The 26,481-nt window shown below is 49.9% G+C and carries 26 protein-coding genes and 1 pseudogene; 10 read left to right on the top strand and 17 right to left on the bottom strand.

What is annotated here, in order from left to right:
- Window positions 1-79: 79 nt before the first annotated feature.
- The 4 genes from G4C92_RS11295 to G4C92_RS11280 are packed head-to-tail and all read right to left on the bottom strand — an operon-like array spanning window position 80 to window position 3,887.
- Window positions 80-2,563 (bottom strand): YfjI family protein, encoded by a 2,484-nt coding sequence (locus G4C92_RS11295; RefSeq protein WP_274939946.1) that lies wholly within the window; start codon window positions 2,561-2,563, stop codon window positions 80-82.
- Window positions 2,564-3,184 carry a PDDEXK family nuclease gene (locus tag G4C92_RS11290; RefSeq protein ID WP_274939945.1) on the bottom strand — a complete coding sequence of 207 codons (621 nt, stop codon included), beginning with the start codon at window positions 3,182-3,184 and terminating at the stop codon, window positions 2,564-2,566.
- Between the two features lie 54 nt (window positions 3,185-3,238).
- A complete protein-coding gene (locus G4C92_RS11285; protein ID WP_274939944.1) occupies window positions 3,239-3,568 on the bottom strand; it encodes a hypothetical protein in 330 nt (109 codons plus the stop codon).
- On the bottom strand, window positions 3,552-3,887 hold the full coding sequence (locus G4C92_RS11280) for a DUF7768 domain-containing protein (RefSeq protein WP_274939943.1): 336 nt from the start codon (window positions 3,885-3,887) through the stop codon (window positions 3,552-3,554). Before G4C92_RS11280 ends, G4C92_RS11285 begins: the two co-directional genes overlap by 17 nt.
- 271 nt (window positions 3,888-4,158) lie before the next feature.
- Between G4C92_RS11280 and G4C92_RS11275 the strand changes: the two genes are divergently transcribed.
- Genes G4C92_RS11275 through G4C92_RS11255 form a run of 5 tightly spaced genes read left to right on the top strand, consistent with a single transcriptional unit; the run spans window position 4,159 to window position 8,472 of the window.
- Window positions 4,159-4,497, top strand: a complete 339-nt coding sequence (locus G4C92_RS11275) for a hypothetical protein (protein ID WP_274939942.1) — start codon at window positions 4,159-4,161, stop codon at window positions 4,495-4,497.
- Window positions 4,490-5,623, top strand: coding sequence for a DUF2800 domain-containing protein (locus tag G4C92_RS11270; protein WP_274939941.1), 1,134 nt, complete (start codon window positions 4,490-4,492; stop codon window positions 5,621-5,623). Before G4C92_RS11275 ends, G4C92_RS11270 begins: the two co-directional genes overlap by 8 nt.
- A complete protein-coding gene (locus tag G4C92_RS11265) occupies window positions 5,616-6,194 on the top strand; it encodes a DUF2815 family protein (RefSeq protein WP_274939940.1) in 579 nt (192 codons plus the stop codon). The genes G4C92_RS11270 and G4C92_RS11265 overlap by 8 nt, the downstream gene beginning before the upstream one ends.
- Window positions 6,195-6,254: 60 nt before the next feature.
- Complete coding sequence (locus G4C92_RS11260; RefSeq protein WP_274939939.1) at window positions 6,255-6,425, top strand: hypothetical protein; 171 nt, start codon at window positions 6,255-6,257, stop codon at window positions 6,423-6,425.
- Between the two features lie 58 nt (window positions 6,426-6,483).
- Window positions 6,484-8,472, top strand: coding sequence for a DNA polymerase (locus G4C92_RS11255; protein ID WP_274939938.1), 1,989 nt, complete (start codon window positions 6,484-6,486; stop codon window positions 8,470-8,472).
- A 49-nt stretch (window positions 8,473-8,521) separates the two neighbouring features.
- Here the strand turns inward: G4C92_RS11255 and G4C92_RS11250 are convergent, their stop codons facing one another.
- Complete coding sequence (locus G4C92_RS11250; RefSeq protein ID WP_274939937.1) at window positions 8,522-8,941, bottom strand: very short patch repair endonuclease; 420 nt, start codon at window positions 8,939-8,941, stop codon at window positions 8,522-8,524.
- 3 nt (window positions 8,942-8,944) lie between these two features.
- On the bottom strand, window positions 8,945-9,670 hold the full coding sequence (locus G4C92_RS11245) for a hypothetical protein (RefSeq protein WP_274939936.1): 726 nt from the start codon (window positions 9,668-9,670) through the stop codon (window positions 8,945-8,947).
- A gap of 171 nt (window positions 9,671-9,841) precedes the next feature.
- On the opposite strand from G4C92_RS11245, the gene dcm reads away from it, so the two are divergent.
- The 3 genes from dcm to G4C92_RS11230 are packed head-to-tail and all read left to right on the top strand — an operon-like array spanning window position 9,842 to window position 13,897.
- On the top strand, window positions 9,842-10,993 hold the full coding sequence (gene dcm / locus G4C92_RS11240; RefSeq protein WP_274939935.1) for a DNA (cytosine-5-)-methyltransferase: 1,152 nt from the start codon (window positions 9,842-9,844) through the stop codon (window positions 10,991-10,993).
- A 24-nt stretch (window positions 10,994-11,017) separates the two neighbouring features.
- On the top strand, window positions 11,018-12,616 hold the full coding sequence (locus G4C92_RS11235; protein WP_274939934.1) for an McrB family protein: 1,599 nt from the start codon (window positions 11,018-11,020) through the stop codon (window positions 12,614-12,616).
- A gap of 18 nt (window positions 12,617-12,634) precedes the next feature.
- Entirely contained in the window at window positions 12,635-13,897 is a 1,263-nt protein-coding gene (locus G4C92_RS11230; RefSeq protein WP_274939933.1) for an LlaJI family restriction endonuclease, read from the top strand.
- A gap of 38 nt (window positions 13,898-13,935) precedes the next feature.
- On the opposite strand, the gene G4C92_RS11225 is transcribed toward G4C92_RS11230, so the two are convergent.
- Window positions 13,936-15,147 (bottom strand): BRcat domain-containing protein, encoded by a 1,212-nt coding sequence (locus G4C92_RS11225; RefSeq protein ID WP_274939932.1) that lies wholly within the window; start codon window positions 15,145-15,147, stop codon window positions 13,936-13,938.
- A gap of 326 nt (window positions 15,148-15,473) precedes the next feature.
- Between G4C92_RS11225 and G4C92_RS11220 the strand changes: the two genes are divergently transcribed.
- Complete coding sequence (locus tag G4C92_RS11220; RefSeq protein WP_274939931.1) at window positions 15,474-15,665, top strand: hypothetical protein; 192 nt, start codon at window positions 15,474-15,476, stop codon at window positions 15,663-15,665.
- A gap of 206 nt (window positions 15,666-15,871) precedes the next feature.
- On the top strand, window positions 15,872-16,519 hold the full coding sequence (locus G4C92_RS11215) for a sigma factor-like helix-turn-helix DNA-binding protein (protein WP_274939930.1): 648 nt from the start codon (window positions 15,872-15,874) through the stop codon (window positions 16,517-16,519).
- Between the two features lie 40 nt (window positions 16,520-16,559).
- Here G4C92_RS11215 and G4C92_RS11210 read toward each other — a convergent pair whose 3' ends face one another.
- The 10 genes and pseudogenes from G4C92_RS11210 to istA form a co-directional block, all read right to left on the bottom strand.
- The gene (locus G4C92_RS11210; RefSeq protein ID WP_274939929.1) at window positions 16,560-16,832 is read right to left on the bottom strand and encodes a SymE family type I addiction module toxin; all 273 of its coding nucleotides are present in this window, start codon (window positions 16,830-16,832) and stop codon (window positions 16,560-16,562) included.
- Between the two features lie 365 nt (window positions 16,833-17,197).
- Window positions 17,198-18,220, bottom strand: a pseudogene (locus G4C92_RS11205) (BREX-1 system adenine-specific DNA-methyltransferase PglX); the annotation flags it as partial.
- Window positions 18,221-18,248: 28 nt separating this feature from the next.
- Window positions 18,249-21,893 (bottom strand): BREX system P-loop protein BrxC, encoded by a 3,645-nt coding sequence (gene brxC / locus G4C92_RS11200; RefSeq protein WP_274939928.1) that lies wholly within the window; start codon window positions 21,891-21,893, stop codon window positions 18,249-18,251.
- 9 nt (window positions 21,894-21,902) lie between these two features.
- Window positions 21,903-22,484 carry a DUF1788 domain-containing protein gene (locus G4C92_RS11195; protein ID WP_274939927.1) on the bottom strand — a complete coding sequence of 194 codons (582 nt, stop codon included), beginning with the start codon at window positions 22,482-22,484 and terminating at the stop codon, window positions 21,903-21,905.
- Window positions 22,481-23,083 carry a DUF1819 family protein gene (locus tag G4C92_RS11190; protein ID WP_274939926.1) on the bottom strand — a complete coding sequence of 201 codons (603 nt, stop codon included), beginning with the start codon at window positions 23,081-23,083 and terminating at the stop codon, window positions 22,481-22,483. Before G4C92_RS11190 ends, G4C92_RS11195 begins: the two co-directional genes overlap by 4 nt.
- A gap of 18 nt (window positions 23,084-23,101) precedes the next feature.
- Window positions 23,102-23,347, bottom strand: a complete 246-nt coding sequence (locus G4C92_RS11185) for a helix-turn-helix domain-containing protein (RefSeq protein ID WP_274939925.1) — start codon at window positions 23,345-23,347, stop codon at window positions 23,102-23,104.
- Between the two features lie 71 nt (window positions 23,348-23,418).
- The gene (locus G4C92_RS11180) at window positions 23,419-23,559 is read right to left on the bottom strand and encodes a hypothetical protein (protein ID WP_274939924.1); all 141 of its coding nucleotides are present in this window, start codon (window positions 23,557-23,559) and stop codon (window positions 23,419-23,421) included.
- 101 nt (window positions 23,560-23,660) lie between these two features.
- Complete coding sequence (locus G4C92_RS11175; protein ID WP_274939923.1) at window positions 23,661-23,915, bottom strand: hypothetical protein; 255 nt, start codon at window positions 23,913-23,915, stop codon at window positions 23,661-23,663.
- Window positions 23,916-24,117: 202 nt separating this feature from the next.
- Window positions 24,118-24,918, bottom strand: a complete 801-nt coding sequence (gene istB, locus G4C92_RS11170; RefSeq protein ID WP_274939922.1) for an IS21-like element helper ATPase IstB — start codon at window positions 24,916-24,918, stop codon at window positions 24,118-24,120.
- Window positions 24,915-26,381 (bottom strand): IS21 family transposase, encoded by a 1,467-nt coding sequence (gene istA, locus G4C92_RS11165; RefSeq protein WP_274939921.1) that lies wholly within the window; start codon window positions 26,379-26,381, stop codon window positions 24,915-24,917. Before istA ends, istB begins: the two co-directional genes overlap by 4 nt.
- Window positions 26,382-26,481 lie beyond the last annotated feature (100 nt).

Here is a 26,481-nt window from a genome sequence, read left to right as displayed (position 1 = left end):
TGACTATATGACAAAAATCAGAGAGCCTTGTATTCCGTGCGTTTTTATGTCATGCGGCATGGTATGACACACATGACAGTTATGACAAAACAGATGGATTGACCACATACTTCGGCAATGACGGCCTTCCCTTGCCGTAGTTCGGTTTGGTATCCACAGACGCGATATATCCCATATCCTCAAGGAAATCCAGTACGGGCTGTATCTCATCAACCCGTTTGAAGGTCTGGCAGAAACGCATGGCGTCCCTGCGCGTGAACTCCTCCAGCCGCCGTTCCCGTATCATCTGAAGAATCTTTTCCGCCTGCCTGTACATGGATGACTGGGGAATCGCGTCATGCACCGCCATCGAATGACTCAGATAGTAGCGTCCAAGCCGTATGGCATCCGCCATCGTCCCGCCGCTGACCTCCAGGTGTTCGTTCTCATTCAGGAATTCCGGCGCACGGCACACACCCGCCCTGCACAGGAGTCCGGCGATACGAAGCGTATTGCCTACCAGCTTTCCCGCCCAGTCAGAAATCTCGGCATAGTCGGTCTTCAGCTTTGGTTCGATCTCCTCCGCGAAATCCGTCAGCAGCTTTGAAGCATCCGGGGAAAGCGTGATAATCTCCGGCCTTTGCGGGTACTCGTCCTCCAGCATGTTGATGATCCGCTGCTCATATCTCTGGTACGCCTTTTCCGGGATCGGCCTGCTCTGGAACCGGCGTTCGCCGACAGAGGAGTCCGGCAGGCAGTACAGGAACCTAGCGGTCAGTCCCCGTCCGCGGAACGTGGGGTTCCCAAGCACATCGGATACGACCTTTGGCTGCGTCATCAGCAGGATGGTCAGGGTGGGGTTCATAATGCTCTCGCTTTCCCGCCCGATGCGGTCAACCCGGATGGTGTCCCCGGAGTAGGCTTTCAGCATGACATCGATATTGACGTTCTTGGTGTAAATGCCTGCCAGGGTATCGAAGATGCCGCCCTCACTGGAGATCAGCGCCGCACGGCCATGATTGCCTGCCATAACGGATACCAGCTTTTCAGTCGTGATATCGTCCACATACAGATGGAGCGGCTTTTCTTCCTCGAAGTCGGCGATCTCCTGCGCGATCTGCTCCAGGTCTCCCGGCTCCGCCTGGCCTTTTGCCACCTTGTCCTCGATGGCTTTCTGCCTGCGTTCCAGGATACGTTTCCGCATCTTGGAGCCTTCCACCCGGGCGGCGTTCCGCAGGTTATACTGGACCTCAAAATTGTCCGCGGGGCGGACGATATGATGTTCAACCGCGGATTTACGTTCGGACGGCTGCGCGATGACATTGGTATAAAGGTTCAGCGGTTCGATCCAGTCAGCCTTTCCCTGTATCACATATTTGCCCTGGCAGCACATGGCTGCGACGGCAAGCGCAGCTGTCCCGGCCATATCAACAGGCGTCTGTGTGCTTTCCGCTACCGCCTGGACATATGCACTGATATCAGCAGGCAGAGCGTCAATCGGGAATGCCTCCAGTTCATACTTCCCGAACGGGATCGGATCTTCCCATTTGGAACTGATCTCTTCAAAGTCCTTCTTCGCCTGCTCCACCTTCTCTTTCTCCAGTTCCTCCTTCACCAGGGGATCGCTCTCGGCAAAGGCGCACATCTTAAGGAACGATTCTTTTCCATCTTCATCCCCGAAACGGTGCACCCGGACAAGGTCAAAGGCGTTCAGCAGCTTTCCCCCGGCGGGGTCGGTGGCGTGGTGGCTGTAGGAAAACCTGTCATCGTAGACTACGACACCGCAGGAACCCTCGCCGGGAATATAGTCGTACCGGCCGTCCACGGCGGACGGAGCATATATGTCTGACAGGAACTTGCTGATGGCATCCTGGATGCCGTACACCCGGCAGAAGGTTCCCACAATACCTTCCTTGGAGAGCGGGTCTTCCTGCATTTTTCCGTCCCGTTCCCTCCGGTTCTTCTCCCGGCTGGAAACAGGCAGGTTGGAATAATCCTCCCAGCCGGGATGCTCTGCCAGGTACACATCCGCGTTCAGGAACGGTCCCTCTTTCACCTCACAGATGTATTCCGCGTCCTTCGAGGTCGAAGGCCAGTGCATCAGCTGATTGGTCACAAACGATACCGGGTCATACTGTTCAATGCCGAACTCCGCGGCAAGATAACGGGACACTGCTTCATAGTGATCGGGAGCGATGTCTTCCTCGAGCGCGATAACGACACGAAACCTGGGCCTGTCCGGCATATGGCTGTGCGTGGTATAAATGATGGCGGCATACGGGAACTCCCTCATAAACCGCTCATAGAAATCCATCTCCGGAGTATCCACGTCATGCGTAATAAGGGACCGGCATTCCACGTCAGCGATTCTGCGTCTGCCGTTCCTGAGATATCCTCCCACGAATCCGCCTTTGTCCTTGGCGGCATCACGGTCATCCTTGCTCATGGCCCAGTATTCTTCCGAAGTTTCAGACGTGTAAGATGTGTTTTTCAGCCTGCCGCAGAGATCCGGCCAGGTTACCTTCTGGTTTGCCCAACGGGCAGCCTTCCGGCTGCCGGCGCAGGCTATTTTGAATTCACGCATTTAACCCCTCCTGACATACGGCCGCTCCCCGTGTTCAAACCTTGCCTGCCGGGCAAGCCTGTAGGCTCTTTCCGTTCTGACCGGGTCCATATCTCCGGTATAGCTGCTGTCCGCACCGAACAGCTGAAACTTTCTGTCCTTCCCGATGCCCGGCATAGCACCAAAGCAGTCCCCGTCCACGGTTTCAAAGTTGAACGCTTCGATCCCATAATTCTCCGGCCTGAAGCAGTTGTTATTGAAAATCTCCATCTCAAGCTGCATGGCCGTTTCCCCATCGGGGATATTGCCTACGACAAGCAGCGGATTCATTTTCTCGGGCAGCCACATCTCAACCCCATCCGCTTCCGGCGGGAACGCGAACTGTCTGATCTTTTCTGCGTCTTCCGCTGTCATTTTTCCCTTGACCTCAACAAACAGGTCATGACCTTCGCTGTATCCGGCGTGGTTGAAGGTCACGGCATGAAGAAGGAAGTCCGGGAGATAATACTGTCCGTCAGGGAGCACATAACCTTCCGGCTCATATTCCCAACGAACGCCGCAGGCATCGAAAAAGACAGCCCACCGCGCTTCAAGCCGGGAACGGAAGCGGTATCCTTTGTATTCAGTCCTGATTGCTTTCATTTGAATAAACCTCCTAAAGGCAGACCCGCGCAAAGCAGGCCTGCCTGTTTTCTGTCAGTCGTCAACTTCACACCTCTGGTCGTTCATGGCCTGTGCCGCGAACTCCAGCGCCTTCATCAGGGCGTTCAGCCCGTCATCACCGCAGCATGCGATCTGCACGCCCACGGCAGCCCCGTCCTCATCAGTGACCTCACTGAAATGGAAGTCACCGCACAGGCAGTCGATGCACAGATAAGAGCGGCTTCCGGTATTCCTGCCGCCGCCTTTGTATCCGGTCGTCCCGGCTTCCACCCGGAGGACCGTGCTGCCGTCAGCGACCTCACGCTCAAAGGTCTCGACAAGTTCACCGTTGATCTTTTTGACTTCTTCATTTATCGCGTACATTGATTTCCTCCCTGATATATCTCACTGGGATTCCAAGCTCCCCGGCGTATTCAATTTCCTTTTTCATCCCGCTGCTGATCCTGTCCCCGAACACCCACAGTTCCCGGCACATCTCCAGGAACTTCAGGTCAATGCTGACCGCCAGCTCCCGTTCCGTTTCTTCCGATATGAACGCCGGCAGATACAGATGCGGTGCAAGCGGAATAACTCCCTGTCCAATGGCGTACCGGCAGTACCGCTTTGCCATCTCCGTGTTCTTTTCCACGTCCCCGGAATACGGGGAACAGACATATACAATTGGTGAGTCCCTGTTGTTCATAGGAAAGTGTCTCCTTTCATCGTTCTGCCTTCCTACGCCCAGAACAGCGCCGTTTTTACAGTAGAAAATGAAAAAAGCCGGATCGCTTCCTTTTTTAAGAAGGAAAACGACCCGGCTGATTTTTTTTCAAAGCTGACTGTAAAACCCGCGGACTTTTGGGCGTAGGAAGGTGAACGCAAAGGAGCGGTCAGAAAAAATGCAAATCGCACTGTAAAACTGACCCACTTCTGGGCGTAGGAAACCGAGAACAAAAGAAAGGAGGCAAACCTCAATGAAAAAGAAAGATATCTCAGTTCTCATTGACGGGCTGAAGAAGCTCTCCGCTGACATTGACGAGATCGTGTCCGCACTGGAAGGCTCCGAGGCCCCGGCAAAGAAACAGGACATCCCGAAGGAGGAACCCGTAAAGGCTCCCGAGACAGAAGCACCCGCGAAGGTGTGGACACTTGAGGAAGTCAGGGGCATCCTCGCCGAGAAGTCCAGGACGGGGTACCGTGCCGAGGTAAAGGCGATCCTGACCGCCCACGGCGTAAGGCAGCTTTCCGAGATCACGGACCCGGAGGAACTCGCCACCGTTGTGGCGGAGGCGGAGGTGATCGGAAATGCCTAAACACGCATACCTCTCCGCGTCAGCCAGCCACAGATGGCTCGCCTGTCCGCCGAGCGCAAAGCTATGCGCCCAGGAGGAAGACCGGGGAAGCCCCTATGCCCAGCAGGGCACGGACGCGCACGAACTCTGCCAGTACCTTCTGGAGAAGGCCCTGGGGATGCCGTGCAGGGACCCGGTCGAAGACCTGACGTACTACGATGCCGAGATGCAGGAAGCCGCCGAAAGCTACGCTGCCTTCGTCATGGAACAGGTGGCAGAGGCAAAGAAGCTGTGCAAAGACCCCCTGGTCTGTGTCGAGCAGACCCTGGACTTCTCCAAATGGGTCGAGCATGGTTTCGGCACCGGCGATGCCGTGATCGTGGCGGATGACCTGCTGCACATCATCGATTTCAAATTCGGTGTGGGCGTTCTGGTCGAAGCCACCGACAACAGTCAGCTGAAGTGCTATGCCCTCGGCGCGGTCGATACCTTCGGAGACCTGTACGACATCCGCCGCATCCGCCTTTCCATCTTTCAGCCCCGCCGTGAGAACGTGGACACCTTTGAACTGACGAAGGATGAGCTGCTGAAGTGGGCGGATGAAGTCCTCGCCCCGATCGCCAAACTCGCGTATGAGGGTGGCGGCGAATTCCATGCGGGCGACCACTGCCAGTTCTGCAAGGTAAAGGCAAGCTGCCGGAAACGAGCTGAATACGCTATGGAACTCGCGCAGTACGACTTCGCTGACGCGCCCACCCTGGACGAGACTGAGATCGCGGCGATCCTGCCGCAGATAGACACACTGGTTTCCTGGGCGGAGGACATCAAAGCCTATGCGCTGAACCAGGCGCTCTCCGGGGTCAGGTACCCGGGGTACAAACTGGTCGAAGGCCGGAGCAACCGCAGGTACACAGACGAGGCGGCGGTCGCGCAGATCGTATCGGACGCCGGATACGATCCTTATGAAAAGAAGCTGCTGGGCATCACAGCCATGACCAGACAGTTAGGCAAAAAGAGATTTGAGGAATTGCTGCGGGGTTTGGTTGTGAAGCCCCAGGGGAAACCCGTTCTTGCTCCAAATACAGACAAACGTCCGGAGTTTAACGCAGCGGCTAATGATTTTATGGAGGAATACGATTATGAGTAACGCAGTCAAGAATCCTACAAAGGTTATCACCGGCAAGAACACTGTCATGTCCTATCTGAACGTCAACGAGCCGAAAGTCCCGCTGGGCGGCGGCACACCGAAGTACAGCGTTTCGCTGATCATCCCGAAGTCCGACACCGTGACCGTAGCGAAGATCCGCGCCGCCATCCAGGCAGCCTACGAGGAAGGCCAGAGCAAGCTGAAAGGTACGAGCAAGTTCATCCCCGACCTTGCTGACCTTAAGACCCCTCTCCGCGACGGCGACAAGGACCGCAAGGGTGACGAGGCTTACGCCAACTCCTGGTTCGTGAACGCCAACAGCACAACCAAGCCGGGCGTGGTCGATGCCGACCGCAACCCCATCCTGGACAGCAGCGAACTGTACTCCGGGATCATTGGCAGGGCGTCCATCAACTTTTACGCCTTCAACAGCAACGGCAACCGCGGCATCGCATGCGGCCTGAACAACATCCAGAAACTGGCGGACGGAACCCCGCTCGGCGGACACAGCCGTGCCGAGGATGACTTCGCTGACCTGGACGATGATGACGATGAGGATTTTCTGGGATAAATGACAACGCGGGCGGTGGGCATCCCGCCTGCCGCCCTGACTGAAACGAGGTAAAAGCCAATGTACGAATATATGAAAGAAACCGTGGTCATGTGCGCTTTCATCATGATCATCACGATGGATCTCTGGTTCATCGGATACCTGGCGGTCAGCCTGGTGAAATGGGTGCGGAAGAAACTCCGCGGGAAGGACGCTCCGCAGGAGGAAGCTGAAGCAGCAGAAACTGAATAAAAACAGTTTGAGGCGGCAGGTGGAACAGCACCCGCCGCCTTTTTGAAAGGAAACCAATATGAATATTAAAAGCCTGTCTTTGGACCTTGAGACGAAATCAAGCGTCGACATCACCAAGTGTGGTGCCTATAAATATGCGGAGTCTCCGGACTTCGGGATACTGCTGTTCGGCGTGTCCGTGAACAACGGCCCCGTCACTGTATATGACCTTGCCTGCGGGGATGCAGTCCCGGAAGAAATCATTGCCGCCCTCTCTGATGATACAGTCACCAAGTGGGCCTATAACGCCGCATTCGAGCGGGTGTGTCTCTCCGTGTGGCTGAGAAGGAACTATCCCCGGTACTTCCGCGGCTACAGCGTCACGGAAGATCCGGCATCCGCATACCTCGATCCGGCATCCTGGAGGTGCACGATGATCTGGGCTGCTTATAACGGGCTTCCCCTTTCCCTGGAGAAGGTCGGTGCGGCTCTCGGATTTGAGGAGCAGAAAATGAAGGAAGGCAAAGATCTGATCCGCTTCTTCTGCACCCCATGCAAGCCTACAAAGAGCAATGGAGGGCGCACCTGGAACCTCCCGGAGCACGCCCCTGACAAGTGGGAACTGTTCAAAAAATACAACGAGCGGGACGTCCAGGTCGAGATGCAGATCCAGGAGCGGCTCCGCAACTACCCTGTGCCGGATTTCGTGTGGGACGAATACCACCTCGACCAGGAAATCAACGACCGGGGCATCATGATCGATCAGGACATGGTTTCGGAAGCCCTCCGGATCGATGCTCTCTCAAAGGACAGCCTGACCTCAAAAATGCAGGAAAAGACAGGGCTTGAAAACCCGAACTCGGTGGCACAGATGAAGGAGTATCTTGCCGAGAACGGCATGGAGACGGAAAGCCTGGGAAAGAAGGAAGTCGCGGCCATGATAAAGACCGCTCCTGATGACCTGGCAGAGGTGCTGTCCCTCCGGCTCCAGCTTGCCAAGAGCAGCGTCCGCAAGTATGAAGCCATGCGTAACGCAGTCTGCGGGGATGACCGCTGTCACGGGATGTTCCAGTTCTACGGGGCCAACCGTTCCGGGCGATGGGCCGGCAGATTGATTCAGTTGCAGAACCTGCCCCAGAACCACATGGAGGATCTGGAACAGGCAAGGGAACTGGTAAAACAGGGAGATTATGAGATGCTCGATATGCTGTATGACTCCGTCCCTGGCGTTCTGTCGGAACTGATCCGCACCGCCTTTGTGCCGCGCCCCGGGTACAAGTTCATCGTCAGCGACTTCAGTGCCATCGAAGCGCGTGTGCTGTCACACCTTGCCGGGGAGGAATGGCGCGCAGAGGTTTTCCGCACGGGCGGCGACATCTACTGCGCTTCCGCAAGCCAGATGTTCCATGTTCCGGTCGAGAAGCACGGCCAGAACGCCCACCTCCGTCAGAAAGGCAAGATCGCCGAACTCGCCCTCGGCTACGGCGGATCGGTCGGCGCTCTCAAAGCGATGGGTGCCATTGAGATGGGGCTGTCCGAGGAGGAGCTTCAGCCCCTTGTAGACATGTGGCGGGAATCCAATCCGAATATCACGGCTTATTGGTGGGCGGTCGACAATGCGATCAAGACCGCCATCCGTTGGAAGGTTCCTCAGAAGGTAGGAAACGTCGAGTTCACCGTGCGGAGCGGTATGCTGTTCATCACGCTGCCCTCCGGCAGGGTACTTGCCTATGTAAAGCCCAAGCTCGGTGTGAACAGGTTCGGTGGTGAGTCCGTCACTTACATGGGGGTGGATGCACAAAAGAAATGGAGCCGCATCGAATCCTACGGTCCGAAGTTCGTGGAGAACATAGTCCAGGCGGTCAGCAGAGACATTCTTGCCTACGCAATGCGGACGCTGTCCCACTGCTTCATCTGCGGTCATGTTCATGATGAACTGATCATCGAAGCCAGGAAGGATGTGTCCCTGCAGGAAGTCTGTGACCAGATGGGGAGGACACCTCCTTGGATACCGGGTCTGCTCCTGCGGGCCGATGGCTATGAGTGCAGCTTTTATAAGAAGGACTAAAAAAAGCGCCGGCACCTATATGTGTAATAGGTGCCGGGCGTACCTGCTTTCAGGAAGCCACAATTTTTTCATAGAGAGTCTGAAGTGTCTTCTCGCGTTTATCAGTCTTTAATTCACATTCCCAAATCGTCAGAACTGTCCACCCCATCTTTTCAAGTTCAGTTTTTACCTTCTCATCTCGACTTTTGTTACCATTGAGTTTTGATTCCCAAAACTCAACATTAGAGGATGGCAATCTGGCATATTTGCAGTTCTCATGTAAATGCCAAAAACAACCGTGAACAAAGACAATGACGTTATACTTGGGAAGCACAATATCCGGATGCCCCGGAAATCTTTTATCGTTTTTCCGGTACCGTAATCCTTTTGAAAAAAGATACTTTCTTACCATTTCCTCTGGCTTGGTATCTTTTCCCCTGATTCTGGACATGTTATAACTTCGAGTCTCTTTGGAATGAACGTCTGCCATAGCTTAATACCTTGACAAGTCTAATGTATAGCTTGTTGGTAAACAAACATTAGAGACATCTGAAGTGAATTCCTCGATTTTTCTTAACAGCGGACGGTCGTAAATATTCAGTATTTCGGTAGCCGGATAACCTTTATCTTTGGCATACTTCTTCTGCAGTTTTTTAGAAAGCCCCGGTTTGGATGCATCCATGTCCGCAAGAGTATCATACAGTGTCCGAGGCATATAGATTGCAATAAAGCCCCTCTGACGGTACTGCTTTACCCGATCCGGGGTCCATTCCTTTGGATCATCAAAAAGGCCATAGCCCACAACCGGAGCAGCATTTTGTCCGGTTCCACTAACAATAAGACGCTCTTTCGCTTTATAGCTTTTCACAGAAACGAACAAATTGAACGGAGAACCCATAATGGCAAAATCGCCAATCCAGTCCCATGTTTTTGGCAACTTATCATATCTGCCCTGTGCTGCAGCATCCAGCCCTATTTTACAGATCAATTCAGTTACACTTCCTGTGACCTTAACATCTTCTGTCAACCCAGCTGCAAGAATATCGTTATGCACAGAATCTCTCGCAGCAAGAATGTCGTAGATATGATCATACTGAACTTCAGGGGAAGCCGTATCGTATCCACTTCTTCTCAATGTTTCATCCATTATGAGTTGCGATTGAGAGATGTCAGTTTTGATTTTGGCTTTTATATCTTGAAAATCCTGAATAAAAGGCATTTCGATGCACCCCCCTTTGAATATGCCTAACACTTTATTTTACCAAGGAGGAGACGAAATGTACATAATTTTCCGAAATTTTCTTAGAAATTCCCCTTCCCAAGAGGGCGGATTTGTGATAAAATGAGGACAGTTTGACCTAAGAGTCGACGGTTAGGAGGTACGCACTTAATGAGCATTAGTGAGGAGATCAAGGAAAAGCGTAAGCAGCTTGGCCTTACTCAAAAAGATTTTGCAGATGCACTCGGAATGGGGCGAAATGGCGATCGCACTTTAAGGCGATGGGAAAACGGCGAATCAACCCCATCCACGTTGGAATATAACAGCATAATGAGATTTGCCGAAGCGATTCCTTTCAGGCCAGCTCAAGGAGATGGTGAGTTCCGCTTTATAGATTTGTTCGCGGGAATCGGTGGGATACGTATACCTTTCCAGGAACTGGGAGGCAAATGTGTGTTTACATCTGAGTGGGATAAATTCGCCCAAAAAACATATCGCGTCAACTTCGGCGAAGAACCCCAGGGTGATATCACCAAGATAGAAGCATCAGATATTCCTGATTTTGATATCCTCCTCGGTGGCTTTCCTTGCCAGCCTTTTTCACAGGCAGGTCTAAAGAAAGGTTTCTCAGATACACGCGGAACACTCTTCTTTGAGATTGAACGGATTCTTAAAGAAAAACGACCCAAGGCTTTTTTATTAGAAAATGTCAAGCAGTTAAAAGGCCATGATAAAGGTCGGACTCTTCGTGTGATTTTAGAGCACCTCGATAACCTAAATTACTATCATAAATATGCAATACTTAGGGCCGGGGATTTTGGCGTACCTCAAAATAGAGAGCGCATTTATATTATTGGTTTAGATCGGGAATACTTCGATCTGCCCGAAGATTATGATTTTGAGTTTCCGGAACCAACCTATGAGCCCACCCGTCTTGGCGATATACTCGAGCATAATGTTGATGAAAAATATACAATAAGCGACTCTCTTTGGGAGGGACATCAGCGTCGTAAGAAGGAACACCAAGAAAAGGGAAATGGCTTCGGCTACTCTCTTTTCAACGATGATTCTCCATATACAAATACTATCAGTGCAAGATACTATAAAGATGGAAGTGAAATTCTTATAGAACAGGATGGGAAAAACCCACGTAAACTCACTCCAAGAGAATGTGCCAGATTACAGGGCTTCCCAGAACAATTTATAATTCCCGTCTCTGACACGCAGGCCTATAAACAGTTTGGCAATTCTGTGGCCGTCCCAGTCGTACGGGCTGTTGCAAGAAGATTAATCAATGTTATTGAAGAACTGCCGGTCAGGTAATAGAAGGAGGAGGACGATTATAGTATGTTTTCAGATTTAACAGCTGCTGATATTCAGCCCCCTGCTTTGGATAGTGATATACCTGAAATAGTTTTATCCGAAACAATGCAAAGCCGCCTTCAGGCAATATTTGAAAAAGAAGAAAGCTATGCAAGAGTATACGGAGCCACCTCTGTTGTAAAGCCTGATAGCAACAATGTATTTTTCTCTAACCAGTGGTTCTATCTTGCTGTCGTGTGTAAGAAATATGCACAGGCTTTATATCCATATTGTAAATTCTTTGACTTGAGAATTCGAAATAATCAGGACATCATAAAAGATCTGGCTTCTGGAAGAACTGACAACGACCAGTTTTCTGCATTATTTGATAACGATGAAGACAAAGATCGTATGCTGAAGTTCATCCAGGCTGATCCTGATTTCAGGCCCGGCAAAGCACTTCTTAACATCAGAGACGGGAACAAAGTGACAACTCGTTCCTGCAAGGATATTTTTGGTTCCTGTGTACTTAAAAAAATAGCAGTCCCTGATGCCTCTTCCGGCTACCTTGGAAACGTCATTTACTATCTCGCCGAATATGGTGATGTGTATGATGACCTTGAGACTGAGCTATTAGCCTTCATGAAGGAATATCAAAGTAAGGCCGGAAATGAAGCAGATTCCGTAACAGCGAATGCCGCACACTACGACGAACGAAGAATCAAAGGTGGAACTAATATTATTCTATATGGTGTCCCCGGCGCAGGCAAATCTTGGACTATCAAACATGAATACTGCGATAATGAAGATCGCATGGAGCGTCTGGTCTTTCATCCTGATTACACATATTCTGATTTCGTCGGCCAGATTCTTCCCAAGGTTTCTGATGATGGTAGCGTAAGCTATGAATTCTCAGCAGGCCCCTTTACAAAGCTGGTTCGTAAAGCTTATATCAACCCCGAAAAGATGTATTACCTGGTTATCGAGGAAGTGAACCGCGGCAACGCTCCGGCCATTTTCGGAGATGTATTTCAACTGCTTGACCGCGACAAGGACGGTAACAGCGAATATGAAATCACCAATGCTGACATAGCAAAAATCGTATATTTGGATGACAGCCACAAGGTATCAATTCCGTCGAACATGTGCATTCTCTGCACCATGAATACAAGTGACCAGAATGTTTTCACTTTGGACACGGCTTTTCAGCGCAGATGGAGTATGCGACTGATCAGGAACAGATTCCACGATGAAGAGGATGAGAGACGATTTGCCGGGACAAAGATCCTTGATACCGATGTAACATGGGAGCATTTCTTTACCGAGATTAACAATTTCATCCTCGGCAAAAACATAAGGATGACGTCCTCCGAAGATAAGCGTCTTGGCACCCATTTCGTTTCAGAGGAGGATCTTGCTGTCGGCGATGGCAGCGAACGGCAAATCAGCCGTTTTCCCGAAAAGGTGCTGAAGTACCTGTGGGATGACGCCTTCAAATTTACCAAGGAGGATGTATTTGATCTGGAAAAAGTAAAAAGTCTGGAAGATGTTATTGACCTTTTCGTCACATCACAGGGAAACAGCCGTTTTCTCGTGTTTAAGGAAAATATTTACAATTCGCTCGTACCGAAGAGTAATTCATAACAGATTGGTGGTGAGTCCATGGCCATAGACCGTGAGCATTTTGTTATTAGAGAACACTGCCATATCAACCAGAATGGAGATGGTGACCGTTTTGTCGGCGTAAAAGCTGACAGCAATAATGCGATGATCTATTTCCCTATGGGTTATGAATTGCCTGCACAGGATGATGAGCTCCGCAGAGACATAAAGAACCTGTTCCAGGTTCTCGCAACGTTCACTGAGAAAACAGACCGAGTCCTTGAGATGGACAAATTCACGGCTCCTCAGTCCGTGGATTTTCCCATCCAGGCATACCTGAATGTCATTAATTATTACCTGGATCACAATGGCAGCTACTATACCGAAACCGAAACAACATATAAGGTTGACAAACGTGGCAAAACAGACTGGGGCAGAACCATAAAAACGCAAACTCCAATGGTTCAGGGGAAGTCTCTTCTCTATCTGAACCAGGTTGTCCGTGTTTCCACCCCCGACTTGAACCGCTTAATCACGCGCATTCACAAGTACTGTGTGTATGAAAGTTTCGAACGAATCGGCTGGATTTATACCACAAATACTCCCGAGCAGCCAGACATCACGTTCGACAAGAATATGTTTCTTGCTACTCTCAACGCAAAACTTGGCAGCACGAATAATGTAGACGATAAGATGCTCTTCCGCTCCATGATCGCAATGATCGAATTCCGGGATAATCAGACCATCGACAAACAGTTCTATTTCGGAACGGACAGATTTGAGACAGTCTGGGAAAGACTGATTGATAAAGTCTTCGGTGTACCAAACAAGGATGCCTACTTCCCTCATGGATTATGGACCGAAAGGTTTGGTAAGAATAAGGGTAAACAGGCAAGTGCTCTCGAACCCGACACCATAATGATTTACGGTGGGAAGTTCTATGTACTTGATGCAAAATACTATCGTTACGGAATACTCCCGAAATACGGTCCTGGGCTTCTGCCACAGTCCTCTGATATAAACAAGCAGATCACGTATGGCCAGTTTGTAAAAAATCAGAAGACCCCCGCCGGCACTCAGGTGTTCAATGCATTTATCATGCCATATAACCGCACGAACAATGACTTCGGCATCAACAGCCTCTTTGGGAATGTCGCTGAAGCTGTCGGGGACTGGGTGGACCATCCGGATAGTCCCGAAATCTACGAACGGGTTCAGGGCATAGTGTTTGATACCCGTTATTTGCTTAAGAACTATGACGGGAATCATGATTCCGACAAGGAGGAACTGATTCGGGAAATTGAGCGTCCATTTGAACCATAAAGTATTAACGGAGAGGATTGACCTTCCTCTCCGTTTTTTTATTCATATTTTGTTTCGCTCAGCTTATCCCTGGCTCGTTTCCTTGCTGCCATAGCTCGGTTCATGCAGGCTGTACAGCAGTATTTCTTCTTCCTTGATGAAACCGGTACCGGAAAGAATTCCCCGCATTTTGGATTTGCACAACGCCGATACGTTTCCATGTTTGGACGCATATAAAACAAACCAAAGTACAACGCACTCAGAAGAGAATCGATCTTCCATGCCGGCTCCAGTATAGCCGTGTTATACGTTGGCCTTACCCGTCTCAGATTCGACTCTATCTCCTCCTTAATAATGAACTTAGCTGTCCTCACCGCTGCGCTCTTCAGCTGCTCAGTAAAGTTCTCCTTATGGACCTCATCATTAATGTAATGTGTTTTCTCTAAATCGACGTAATCGATAATTCCAACTTCATAGAAGTAATGAAAAACAAAGTCGTTGATGAACAGCATGGTTTTAGGCTTCCCGTCACGCGGCGCACAATATGCCGTGAACACATTCTGGAATAGCGGAGTTTGGTACTTGCTGTCGGCTGGTGTCCCATTGAGAACCGAGTCCACAAAATCTGCATTCATTGAAAAAGCGGCAATGTTATCGTTAAAAGAGAAATTCTCGTTATTGAATGTATCATTTAAGCGCGGAGCTCGGTCAGCATCCTTATTCGTTTCGAGGTATTTGCTGTATTGATGAATGTCCGATACATACTTGTACTTCCCATCTTTTGTTTCAACCGAGACAACTGGGGCAAACAAGTGATAAAAAATCATACGGATAATTCTCTCGTAGCTTGTTCGGGACATATCTGTGATCGTTGACATCAGTTCAAGCGTGGCCTGCAGTCGGCCGACAAGGAATTGCAGTTCGTTCAGTCCAATAATCTCTGACTTATCTGTTGCAATCGGGAAGAAAAAACCATTATTCTCAAAAAAGGAGAAGTAAGCCCTGATATCATTTCTATTGATCGCTACCAGCTTCCCGAGGATGTTGCTTTCAGCAATCGAGCCATCTTCATTCAGCCGGACCAATCCCACCTTAGAACCAAAGGCAAAATAAACCTTCATCCTGGTATCCGGAGTCAGTTTTACTGCGGGTACCGGGAGCATGCTGATGTTGGTAGATACAGATGTCTCTTCACAAGTGCACTTATATGATTCAAAGGTAAATATACTGCTCGTCAAAAAATTTTCTTCGATTTTCGCTTTTTTTCCCACTCAAATCACCTTTTATCTTTCCTCAAAAGAGTCCTGCTCAGGGGCTCCTTTTTTTATTTCTCGGAGAAAGTAATGCAAAAAGTAATGTAATACATAAATAATAGCTGTTCTTCTGAGAAATTTCAAGTAAGCAATGGAACAAAAGCGCCATTAGTAATGTATTTTTGTCAGAATATACATTACTTTTGATCTGCGCTATTCTGGCATCATCCGAAGGAGCACTGTGGCTCGTCGACAAGCCGAAGTGCAGTTCCGATCCTCGGTCAACAAAGAATTCAGAGGTTCCAGCCTGCGGAACGGCAAGTCCTCTGGGGAAGGAGAAGTCAATGATCGACAACGAAAGCTGGAGAATAAGTATCGAGCAGTCAGCAGCCTTTGTCGGAGAGCAGATTGGGTATGAGACAGTCCAGGCGATTTTCAACAACTACAATGCATCAGGCCTTGAGGACTTAAATCCATGCTACTACTCCGAGGTATTCAACGAACTCTATGCCTACGAGGCAGATCTGAGAAACTGATTAACTCAATCGCCTGTGGCGACGCACCTGACCGGCCGGAAGGTGTGCGTATGGTCAAAGCAGGCGACCCCTAACAAATCACGTCAGTGTCATACGCCACTGACCACTTTCAGAAACGGAGAAATCCGATGAGGTGGTCATGAACAGCAGAATACTGACAAGCCATATGGATCGGCTCCGTTTCAGCCAAAACGGAGGACGATCTAATGGCAAAGAATATCGAATGGGCTGACCTCACCCCGACTGAGGCCGAGACACTGTCCGCACTCGAAAAAAGCGGCAGAGAGATTTTCGCGGCGCCGATTGAAATCGAGCACCGTGAGCAGCTTGAAACCCTGGGCATCACGTGGGATCAGTGCCGCACCTGGCGGATTGGTTCCGAGAAGGTGACGGTTCACCTGACCCCTGCTGATGAGCATACCTACCGGTTCCTTTTAGGGGAACTCAGGACGAAACACCGTAATGCCTACCGCGAAAGACGCTGCAGGGTACCCGGCAAGCGCCCCGGGACGCTCGTCCGCTGCCCGGAATGCAACCGCTGCGCCGAGTGTCCTTTCCCGGAATACAGGGATCAGCATGAGCCGGATATCATCTCGCGGGATGTGATGCTGGAGTCTGGAATTGAGGCAGGCGACAACCGCATGATGGAGCAGCTCCAGGCAAAACTGGAGTATGAAGACATCAAGAAGCTGATGGACAAGGAAAACCCCATCATCGCGCAGGTCTTTGAGGCAAAGAACGTGGATGGGCTTTCCGCAGAGGAGATTGCCGACACGCTCGGCATCAAAAAACGGAACGTGTACTACTACCTCGACAGGGCAAAAGCCATCGGGCAGAAGTACAACGCAGAATAAACAAAACGGCGGCGTCAGGATCACCCTGGCGCCGCTTTCATTATGCCTGCACACACAGTTTTCTGATTACCAGTTCATTCTCATGAACTTCCACGTCTATCTGCTCACCTACATCAAACCCGGCTTCTGCCAGCCACTTGGCATTCAGGTTTATCTGCGGTTTGCCTACGTCCTTTCCATCAGCCCCGCGGTAGGTGCCATAACCACCTACTTTCATGAAACGATGACCTTTCATCTCCCCGGGTACTGCCGGAATTAACTCCACCTCTTCAGTTACAGTTGTCGTTGTTCTCTTGGATACCAGTTTTGCCATTCATTGTCCTCCGCTTCATAGATTTAAAAGTTATGTGGTAAAGGTTGTGCCGGACGGCACGGGACGCCGGAACTCTCTCCGGTCGAAATAAGATAAAGACACCCCTCCGAAAACTCGGAGAGGATTAGCTATGAGTATATGCTCATTTTAGATGAAGGGCAAGGGAAGATTTTCTGAATTTTCTATGCCTTACATTTTAACGATTGATACTGACACATTTTTTATCGTGTGTGAGTATGAACACCCCTCTGGCAGCGCCTTCGCACTGCTGTACCAAAACTCATCATCTGCTCCGAATTCTGAGCATAAAAAAAGAACCCTCCGCTCGGAAAGCCCTTTAATTAAGCCACATTCAGCCTTGTTTCGCTTTCGTATTCTTGTATCAAAACCGAGCAATTAGCATCGATCACCTTAATATCTTCCGGATTCAGCTTCGAATATTCAGCACGGATTTCAGCCAGCTTTGTCTGCACTCCCGGTTCCTGCTCAGTTTCTTCCAGATAGTATTTCCAGCCTGCTTTCAGGTCATCATTCGGATGCCCCTCAACCCACAGGCGGCCAAGACTGTTCTCCACCATGTAACGTACAATCCAGTCTGGTGTGAATAGCTGCGTGACCGCAGGCACTTCTTCTTTGGTAATCTTGCCTTTCTTTGCAAAGGCTTCATTCTTCGGCTCGGTGTTGTAATACTGATACAGCCAGCCGATGATCTCTACCTGGCCGCCGCGTTCCACATCGAAATCTTCTTCCGGAATATCGTGTACCAGATGATAGACTACGCCGTCCTGGTCAATGACTGACAGATTTAGCAGCAGCTCCGTATAATCGCTGGTTTTTTCAAACAGTGCCGGCAGATTTTCATTCAATGCATTGCACTGCTTGATAAAGAGGATACGGAAAACCTCATCCAGTTTGTTTTCCTGCTTCAGCTGATAGATAGCTTGTTCTTCCTCCGAAGTGAAGGACAAGCCTGCGCTGAACGGATTCGTCACCAAATCCGGTTCCATCTTTCCGGAGTCAGAAGAAAGCACCCTGATATGAGAAGGAAGGTAATCATTAACTTCCATAAAGCGCACGGCGATCAGGCGGTTGAACCAAGTATAGGCAACCTCCTCCAGAACATATTTATAGGCAGTCTTATAGTTTGTTTCCTTCTCTTTCCGCTGGATCAGCTCTACTAGATGCTTCCTCTGTTTTACGGCGTCTCCGCTGATGGAATAAGGCTCCGCCGTGCCGATGTCGTAGAACTCAGTCGTTCCGGTAGACTGCGGCAATGCTTTCTGAATACCGTCCGCAGTAATCCCCATCAGGCCAGCACGGTAGCTGATATCCGCGATCAGTTTATTTCTTGCCCAGATGGCAAAGTTTTTAATGGCAGTCTTATTCATACCTGCACCGTTTCCTTTCTATTGGGGATCAGAACTCGACGTTTACGATATCCGTTCCTTCCAGCTCTTCAATCAGAGCTTTTCTAAGCGCTGCAAGATACTGGTCAATATCCTGCTCGCTCTCCAGTCTCCAGGAAGAGGTGTTCGTCATGTTCTTGATCGTGACGTTCTTCGTCTTCTTGATCTTCACAGGTTCCGGAACCGGTGTGACGATCTCTACTTCTTTTCCTTCTTCCTTTGCCTTGCGGGCGGCTTCTTCAGCCTCTTTCTTGGCTTTCAGCGCCTTTTCGTAGGCAATCTGACGATCCAGAGCATCCATCTCGTTCATGAGACGAATCTTCAAGGCATCCGCCTTATCCGCAAAGCTTCTGAGCGAGGATACGTTGTTGCAATGTTCTGCCCCGTCTTGGATTTCCCGGAACATGTCGTAATACTTGGAACGCTTCTGATCCGCATATTCTTTGGTGTTCAGGACTTCAAGCACTCTTGCCCATGCCTGATTGATAGCATCCAGAACAGGCTTTTCTTCGCGCTGAAGGATCTTCATGTATACTTCCATGAACCGGCTCCGCAGTTCGGGAAGCTTCGGGATATTGGGATACGGCTTATCCTGTTTGGTGATCTGCCGCATCTCCGCAACAATCTTTTCCAGTTCCTCATCTACGATGTAAGTCTTGCTGTCATCATAGATTGCAAGCATATCCAGGGCTCTGGTGAAGATCTGCTGCTGTTCACCATTGAAGAATGCCTTTACCGGTTCATAATCCTCGGCAAAGTCATAGAAGTCTTCTCTGTTCTGAGAGACGTACTTAAAGAATTCCAGCGGGGACTGAAGCTGAATTACGTTCTGCATCAGCTTCTTGCCGGTATCCAGAACTTTCTTTCCTGGGTATTTATAATTCTGATACTGCGGTTCCAGACGCAGTATTTCATTGATGGTATTCTGCGCGTATCTCTGGAAGTTCTTCATGATGCTGTCTTCGTCCTCTGCCACACCGGCAGTGCCGAAGAGTTCTTTCATCACGTCACGGACAGCCTTCTTGTCCTTTTCGTTGACACGGATACGCTCTTCCAGAAGGAGCTTTTCTACAAAGGCTTTCTTCGTGATAAAGCTGATCAGTTCTTCATCCGTTTTGTTGTTCTGATTGACACTTGCGCCATTGACCGTGAATGCGAGATCGCCGCGCTTGAACAGACGCGCAACAAGCCAATGCACATCATCCTCCACGAAGCCATAGGGGGCTTTCATGAAACGATCCTTGACCGTCTTCATGGAAGTCTTCATGTGCATATGGGTATTGGTAGCGATGAACTGCAAAACGTCATCCAGCGCATGGGTGTTGGCATCCGTACCGCCTTCAAGACCAAGGGTCAGCTGGTTGGTGGAGTGGAACATTTTCCGGATTTCTGCTTCGCCCATAGCCGCATCAATATAGGAAAGCTTGTTATAAACGGTCTGAACCAGCCTGCCCAAAGCTTCCGTAATGCGTGAAGAAACTTCCTTCGCGGAAACGCGGGCAACATCGCCGTTCACATAGATGGTTGCTTCCTTCAGGCTGTCCGTCAAATACAGCTTGGCATTCGCATTGCGTTCACGCATTTCCACACGTTTTGCCTCTTTGATCGTTTCGTACTTGGCAAGCTGTGTAGACGTATTCAGGCGCAGGAATTTTTCAATCTTCAGGTACTGCCGGATTTCATCCAGGAACGCTGCATCGTTGGGCAGCACCACCAACACTTCACTCTTCTGACCGGAGAGCATCCGCAGTGTCAGGTCATCGTTGCCGCCTTCATACCAGGGAGTAAGCACCCGGACGCCAATATCGAAATTCTGGCTCGCTTTGTAAGGCCTGTCATCCACAGCCTGATTAAAGCTGAAGGAGTAGCGGCCATTGAACGCGGGATAGCGGTACTTCTTATCCGTGAAGATATCCTCATAGATCATCTCGGATACTTTATTGATGACCTCGGCCATTTCAACGTTCTGGCTGTCGATCTCACGATTGATTTCCTGCTCCTCATCGGTAAGGAAAACATAATGGGAACCATTCTTCTGAACGAGCATCTGACGCATCAGAACCTTCAGGGCTTTCTCAACACGCCCCTTGATTTCAATACGGTCATCGTCGATGTTCTCGATCATAAGGCTGGTGATATTGTCGATGTTGGATTCAATCTCAAGGACGTACTTGATCATGAACAGGGTCTTCAGCACATTGATAGCGAAAACGTCCTTGTCCTTATGATCCGGATTGATATAACTGTTGTCGTAAGCCTTGATAATGACGCCCTTATGGCTGTGATCCAGGAAATTCTCCAGCGCATCATAGAAGCGGTGGAACGGTACGATTGCCCCGACGTTTTCATCCTTGAGTGCCATAGCGGACTCTTTGAACAGAGCCAGCATGGAACGCTCGCCCTCGGACAAATGCTTACCGGATGCACCGTGGGTACGGATCGAAGTCAGCACACTTGCCAACAGATTGAACTGATAAGGAATGAAGGGATAGACTTCTGAGAAATCCCTGTCGTTTGCATACAGCTTTTTCTCTACACCGTCATTGAATACGATCAGGTTCTTGATGATCGTAGCTTTCTGCTCATACAGCAGGCGGAGGGTCTGTGCAGCCGTATCGGTCTTGTCCAGGATTCTCTTCTTGATAACGGTATCCACGTTCGCGGAAGAAAGGGAAAGCCTTGTATCAAAGCGTCCCTGAATCTTGGAGAAGTCGTTGCCCTTCACCTTGGTGATGGAGTCGATGTCCTGCTGGCTGGTTACGATGACCCATGCCTTGCCTTTGCATTCTTTTCCGAGTTCTTCCGTTACTGTCTGAAGGTTTAGCATCAGCTTGGAATCATCACCAATGTACTGGCCAATCTCGTCTACCAGGAATACAACGTGATGATTATTGCCCTGACGGTCAATGTATGACTTCACGCGCTTGGCAAAGTCTTCTATGCTGATCTGATATTCCCCGATTGCAGCATCGCACCAGTTCCAGGCGGCCTTCTCGCTCATGTAACCCATCTCGATCAGGGTATCCACTACGCCGTCCTGTCTGGAAAGGAATTCATGGCGTTCCTCATACCAGTCGTGACCGGTCACTCTCTGGTAGGTCTCCTTGAACTGCTCATATTTCCCGTCTTCGGTGAGTTTCCGCTCAAGGTCAGCCAGATACGGAATTGCTCCGCAGAATCCGAGGGAGTTGTTGAACACTTTCAGGAAGACATTTACGATAGCATCCTTATTGGATTTACCATCGGATTCGCTCTTCGCATCAATGTTGAAGATGATGATGTCAGACGGGGTATTGGCCGCCAGCTGCATATCCGCAAGTACCATCGGATCGGTGATCTTCTTGTCATCTATGAAATAATCAATGGCTCTCTTGCCGCCGACAACTTCATTGTCCAGAATGTAGGAGAGGATCTTCAGCAAGTGAGATTTACCACTTCCGAAGAAGCCGGAAATCCACACGCCCATCTTGGTGGTCTCGCCATTGATACCCTTGGCGTATGCAGAGAAGAAATCTGCAAAATGCCGCTGCAGCTCCGGCGTTACTACGTACTCTTCAAGCTCTGTGGCTATATTGGTTTTCTCACCCTGTCCGGCAATAACGACGCCCTGGATGTCACGGGTGATCGACTTTTTGAACATTTCCTTGATCTGCATATCCGTACCTCACTTCACAAGTTTGAATGCGCGATAGTAATTATCGTCTTTAATTTCGTTGAAAAGAATCAGCTCCTGCTCGGTATATGTTCCGGGGAAGAACAATACCACCGGTGCTTTCAGCACAGATTGATGCAGGTTGTTCAGTATCTTATGTGACCGAAGGAGTGGGTAGCATTTGCCCACGCCGATTAAAAACACAATCGCGTTTTCCGGGGTCTGCTCCACAATCTTCTTGATCAGGATGCTATCGTCCTCGTTCATCTTCATTGACGTGGATGCTGCCCGGATAATATAGTCGAAGCCGCGGCGCTGTTCATAGCGGACATAGGAATTCACGAAGTCCTTTTCCTCCAGATAGTCCATGATCATGTCATACAGATCAAAGACCACCAGCTCAAAGCCGTCAGTGCCTTTCGCATTCTTTTTCCTCATGTATTCGACACGCTCCCGGACTTCCAGTTCCTTTGCCGGATCGTAGTCAAACACCCAATAGTTGACCTCGTTTGCCCTTCCGCTGCTTTCCCGGAATGACGGTTTATGGATGGCAGCTTCCATCTGATCTAATCGTTCCTGTAATCCTGCCATCATCTCACCCCCGTAATTGCTTTCAGCTGATAATTCATTCCCTGATCCTTCATCCAGCGTTCCATTGCCGGATCGGGTAAAGGCTTGTAAATCTCACGGACATTCTTTGCCTTATTGGTCACGCCCGCCTCATACAGCATGGATTTGTAGGAAACCATCAGCTTCTTGATTGTGGCCTCCGTCCACTTGGCGGCCTTATCGCTTTGCTGCTGTTTATCCTTAAAGAAAATCCTCAGATCACTGTCTGCCAGTTCATTGCTGCCGATGATCATTTTCTCCCGGATAAGCTCATAGACCAGTTCACCAAAGAGCACGTCATAAGTCATGGCAGCCACAAGCGCAAAGAGCTTCTGAGAGGCCAGATCACAAGCCTCAAAGACAGGATAGAAGCTATCGTCCATGCTTTTTACACGGGCCGAAACCGTATTGAAAATCTGCGTTGCCCGCAGCGTCGTCGGCGCTCCGAAGATATTCTCTTCCTCATTCAGACGCTTTATTTCTTCCCACGTCTTTCCCTCCAGGCGGAGAGATACGACCTTGCGGAATTCCATAAACCAGAAAGAATGTTTTACAGCACCGGCGCTGTATTCTTTTCTGTTCATCTCGCAATTCTCCATTATCTATTGTACAGATCCAGCTGTCCCATTTTTTGTACTAGGTTCGGGATCTGGCACTATTTCCACAATATCATCCAACCCACAGTCTAAGGCTTTGCAAATCTTCCGGAGAACTTCCGTGGAAACATCTCCGTTCTTACCCATTTTGGCAATCACATTAGTCGAAAGGCCGGCCATTTCACGCAAATCTTTCTTCATCAGATTTCTATCAATTAACAGCTTCCAGAGTTTGTTGTAATTCATTGCCATTTCGTTCACCTTTATCTTTTCTATGAGCTTTGAGTGGCTATAACACTGCGGATCATTATATCACAACGGCTTTACTTTTTCAATCTCGATTTGAGTTCTGCAAGCTTGAGATTTTCAATTTCTGTACCAGGCACATTCTGTGCGAGCAGTGTCTGGGTATATACCCAGCCGATTTCCGCTCGTTGGGGAAGCGCCCCAATCCCCTTAAACATCCCCGGATTTCTCCGGTGATGAGCTGAGCGGCCGAGGCCGCTTGATCAAGAAAATGGAGAGGCAACGGTTTATGTCTGCCTCCCCATCTATCTTTTCAACATCATTCGTTTTCAAATATCCACTTATAGGATTCCGTGTCCCCGATACATACCGTCTGTTGCTGATAACGTTCAACAACTTCGGGGTTGACTTTCGTCAGGGAAATCGGATTTAGTGAGCCATCCCGCTTTAGGATTAAGCAAATAGGATGTAAGATCACTTCCTTCCAACGCATCTGAAGCTCAGGATCTGCATAGAACTCATCAACATTCTTTCGGCATTCTTGCACTTGTTCCGGCGTTAGGTTTTTATACATTTGTGTTTTGTCAATAAGAAATCCCCAAAATCGGAAGGAAAATTCCCCAGTTTCGTATTGGGAATTCCTCAGTTTCGGAAAGTGGCATGATTTCTCCTCATCTGGGTTCCGCCGAGGCCTGCCCATCGTCGGGCAGAGAATGGAACTGTTTTCCGCGGCTGAGGATTTTCTGTGCCTCTTTTTCAGGGACTGCCCGGCCGCTTCACGTCAAGCGGTCTGTCCCCTTGACAACGCCCGCTCCAGGCTGGCGTGCCGTCTGCTTCATCAGCGCATGCTCCATACGGTAGCTGTTTCCTTCGAAGAGGAGCAGATGCCCGTGATGGACAAGACGGTCAATCATCGCCGCGGCCATCTGGTCATCAGTAAATATGCTGCCCCATTTAGAGAATTCCAGATTGGTAGTAAGAATGAGGCTTTTGCTCTCATAACTGTCTGATATTACGCGGAACAGGAGCTGGGATCCGTCACGGTCTACCGGGACATATCCCCACTCATCCAGAATTAGCAGATCAAGGGAGTTCAGATCACTGCGGAGCCTCTCGAGCGTTCCATTCTTCCTGGCCTCTGCCAGTTTCAGGACAAGTTCCGTCACTGTATAAAAGCGCACCTTGTATCCTTTCCGGCAGGCATTCACGCCGGCGGCGATCGCCATATGGGTCTTGCCAACACCTACGGGCCCATAAAGGACAAGGTTATGCTTATGCTCTATGAAACGGACAGCTTCCAGATCTTCTTTGGATAGCGCCGGCGGAAGTTTTACACAGCGGTATTCATATCCGTCGAACGTTTTATAAACCGGGAACCGGGCGCGTTTGACCAGACGTTCGCGCTTGTTCTCGTCCCTGCGGACAACTTCTTTTCGGAGGGCAGCCGCAAGATATTCGATCTGCTTCGGCGTGCCGTCTTCCTTGATGAACTCCGGGATCGCGGAAGTAAGAAACAGGGACTTGCAACAGGCTTGTATGCTTTCTTCCATCTCAGTTCTGGCGATTGCCGTGATCATGATGCCGCCTCCTTGTCTGTGGCCTGGTTGGGCAGAAAGGCCTGGTCATAAACAACAAGTGACGGGCCGGGTTCCGGCGGAGTATCAATGCCGTATCCGGTGATACGCGCCGCGAGAATGGCGGTATCCGACTTGTTGACACTGTTGCCTTTGATGGCGAGCTCCAGCGCGTTTACAGCTGCCTCATAGCCGTACTGTTTTGACAGGCTGCTTAGCATCCGGATACAGGATTTGCGCCCTGCACGGGGCTGGCTGTCAACGTACTCCCGGATCAGTTCCGGTGCGTCCTTCCGAAATCCGCTGTTCGGCCAGGCACCGATATTCTTTGAGAGCATCTCAAGCGATGTACTGTAATCCGTAAGATCGGTACGTTTTTCCCCATATTGACGCCTGTGGCGGACCAGAAGACCGCCGTTTGGTTCCAGGATGTCTATGTAATGGGCGCGGATGCCGACCATGACCTTCTGGTTGTGGTTTTCGGGCTTGGTGGAGTAAAAATGTCTGCCATCAAGGCAGATCTTTCCATATCCGTCGGCCTTGCAGGTCTCATACCGGCATACATTGAACGGTTTTGCCGGAAGCGGGAGGAAATGCTTCTTATCTTCTTCAAAGAGCTCTGATATCGTAGTGCCCTTCTTATAGTGGGCTTCTGCCGCTTTCTTTGCATGCTGGCCAAGAAGGCCGCGGTTGAACTCTTCGATGTCGTGGTATGTGGGAACAGGAACAAACAGGTTCCGCCGGCTTGTACCTACTTTATTCTCGACGTTGCCCTTCTCGTATCCGGCATGCGGATTGCAGAACCGGATACGGAACCCGTAATGGGCACGGAACCGGGCAAACAGCTCGGTCTCATGGATCTTATCCATGACCCTGCGGCCAACGCCGGTTGCGTTGTCGAACACAAGAAGCGAAGGGACACCCCCAATGTAGTTGAAGATATCCTGAAGCCCCTGGCAGACGCATTCGGCAGTTTCGCCCCGAAATACCTGGTTATATCCGTCGTTGCTGAATGGGAAGGATACGGTAAGGTATTTCCGGCGGACGCATTCGGTATCCTCATTGAAATCCGCCTCTCCGAAGTCAACCTGTGCGCAGCCGGGCTCCCAGACGAGTTCTTGTGTTCCTTTGGTTTGGATATCGGTCCGGATTCTGTGCACGAATTTCTGGACAGAATCATAGCTTCCGGTAAAACCGTATTCCTCCTGCAGGCGTTCGTGGATGCGCTTGGCAGTATGCCGCTGCTTGGACCAGTGTTTCTGGTCCTCCTCAAGCCATTCCGTGATGATATCAATGTACGGCGTGACGATGGATGTTCTGGATTTCGCCACAGGCGGCTCCGGTGAGAAGTCGTCTTGTTCAAGGTATTTACGGATCGTCTTGCGATCCTTTCCTGTGAGGGATGATATTTTGGAAATCCCATATCCCTTTCGGCTCAAATCTCTGATATCATTGATTTGGGACATAGTCAGCATCTTCCTTTCCTCCTTTGCCTTTGGTCGTGCTTAGACAAAGGATAAATGATTGGTTTGTTTGCTACAACATGTCCCTTTCCGATTTCGGGGA

Origin of the sequence: Chordicoccus furentiruminis (assembly GCF_019355395.1) — a bacterium.
In the GTDB taxonomy this organism is placed as follows: Bacteria; Bacillota; Clostridia; order Lachnospirales; family Lachnospiraceae; genus Chordicoccus; species Chordicoccus furentiruminis.
Note: the sequence above shows the minus strand (reverse complement) of the source record. Positions and strands in the feature narration are given on the sequence as shown.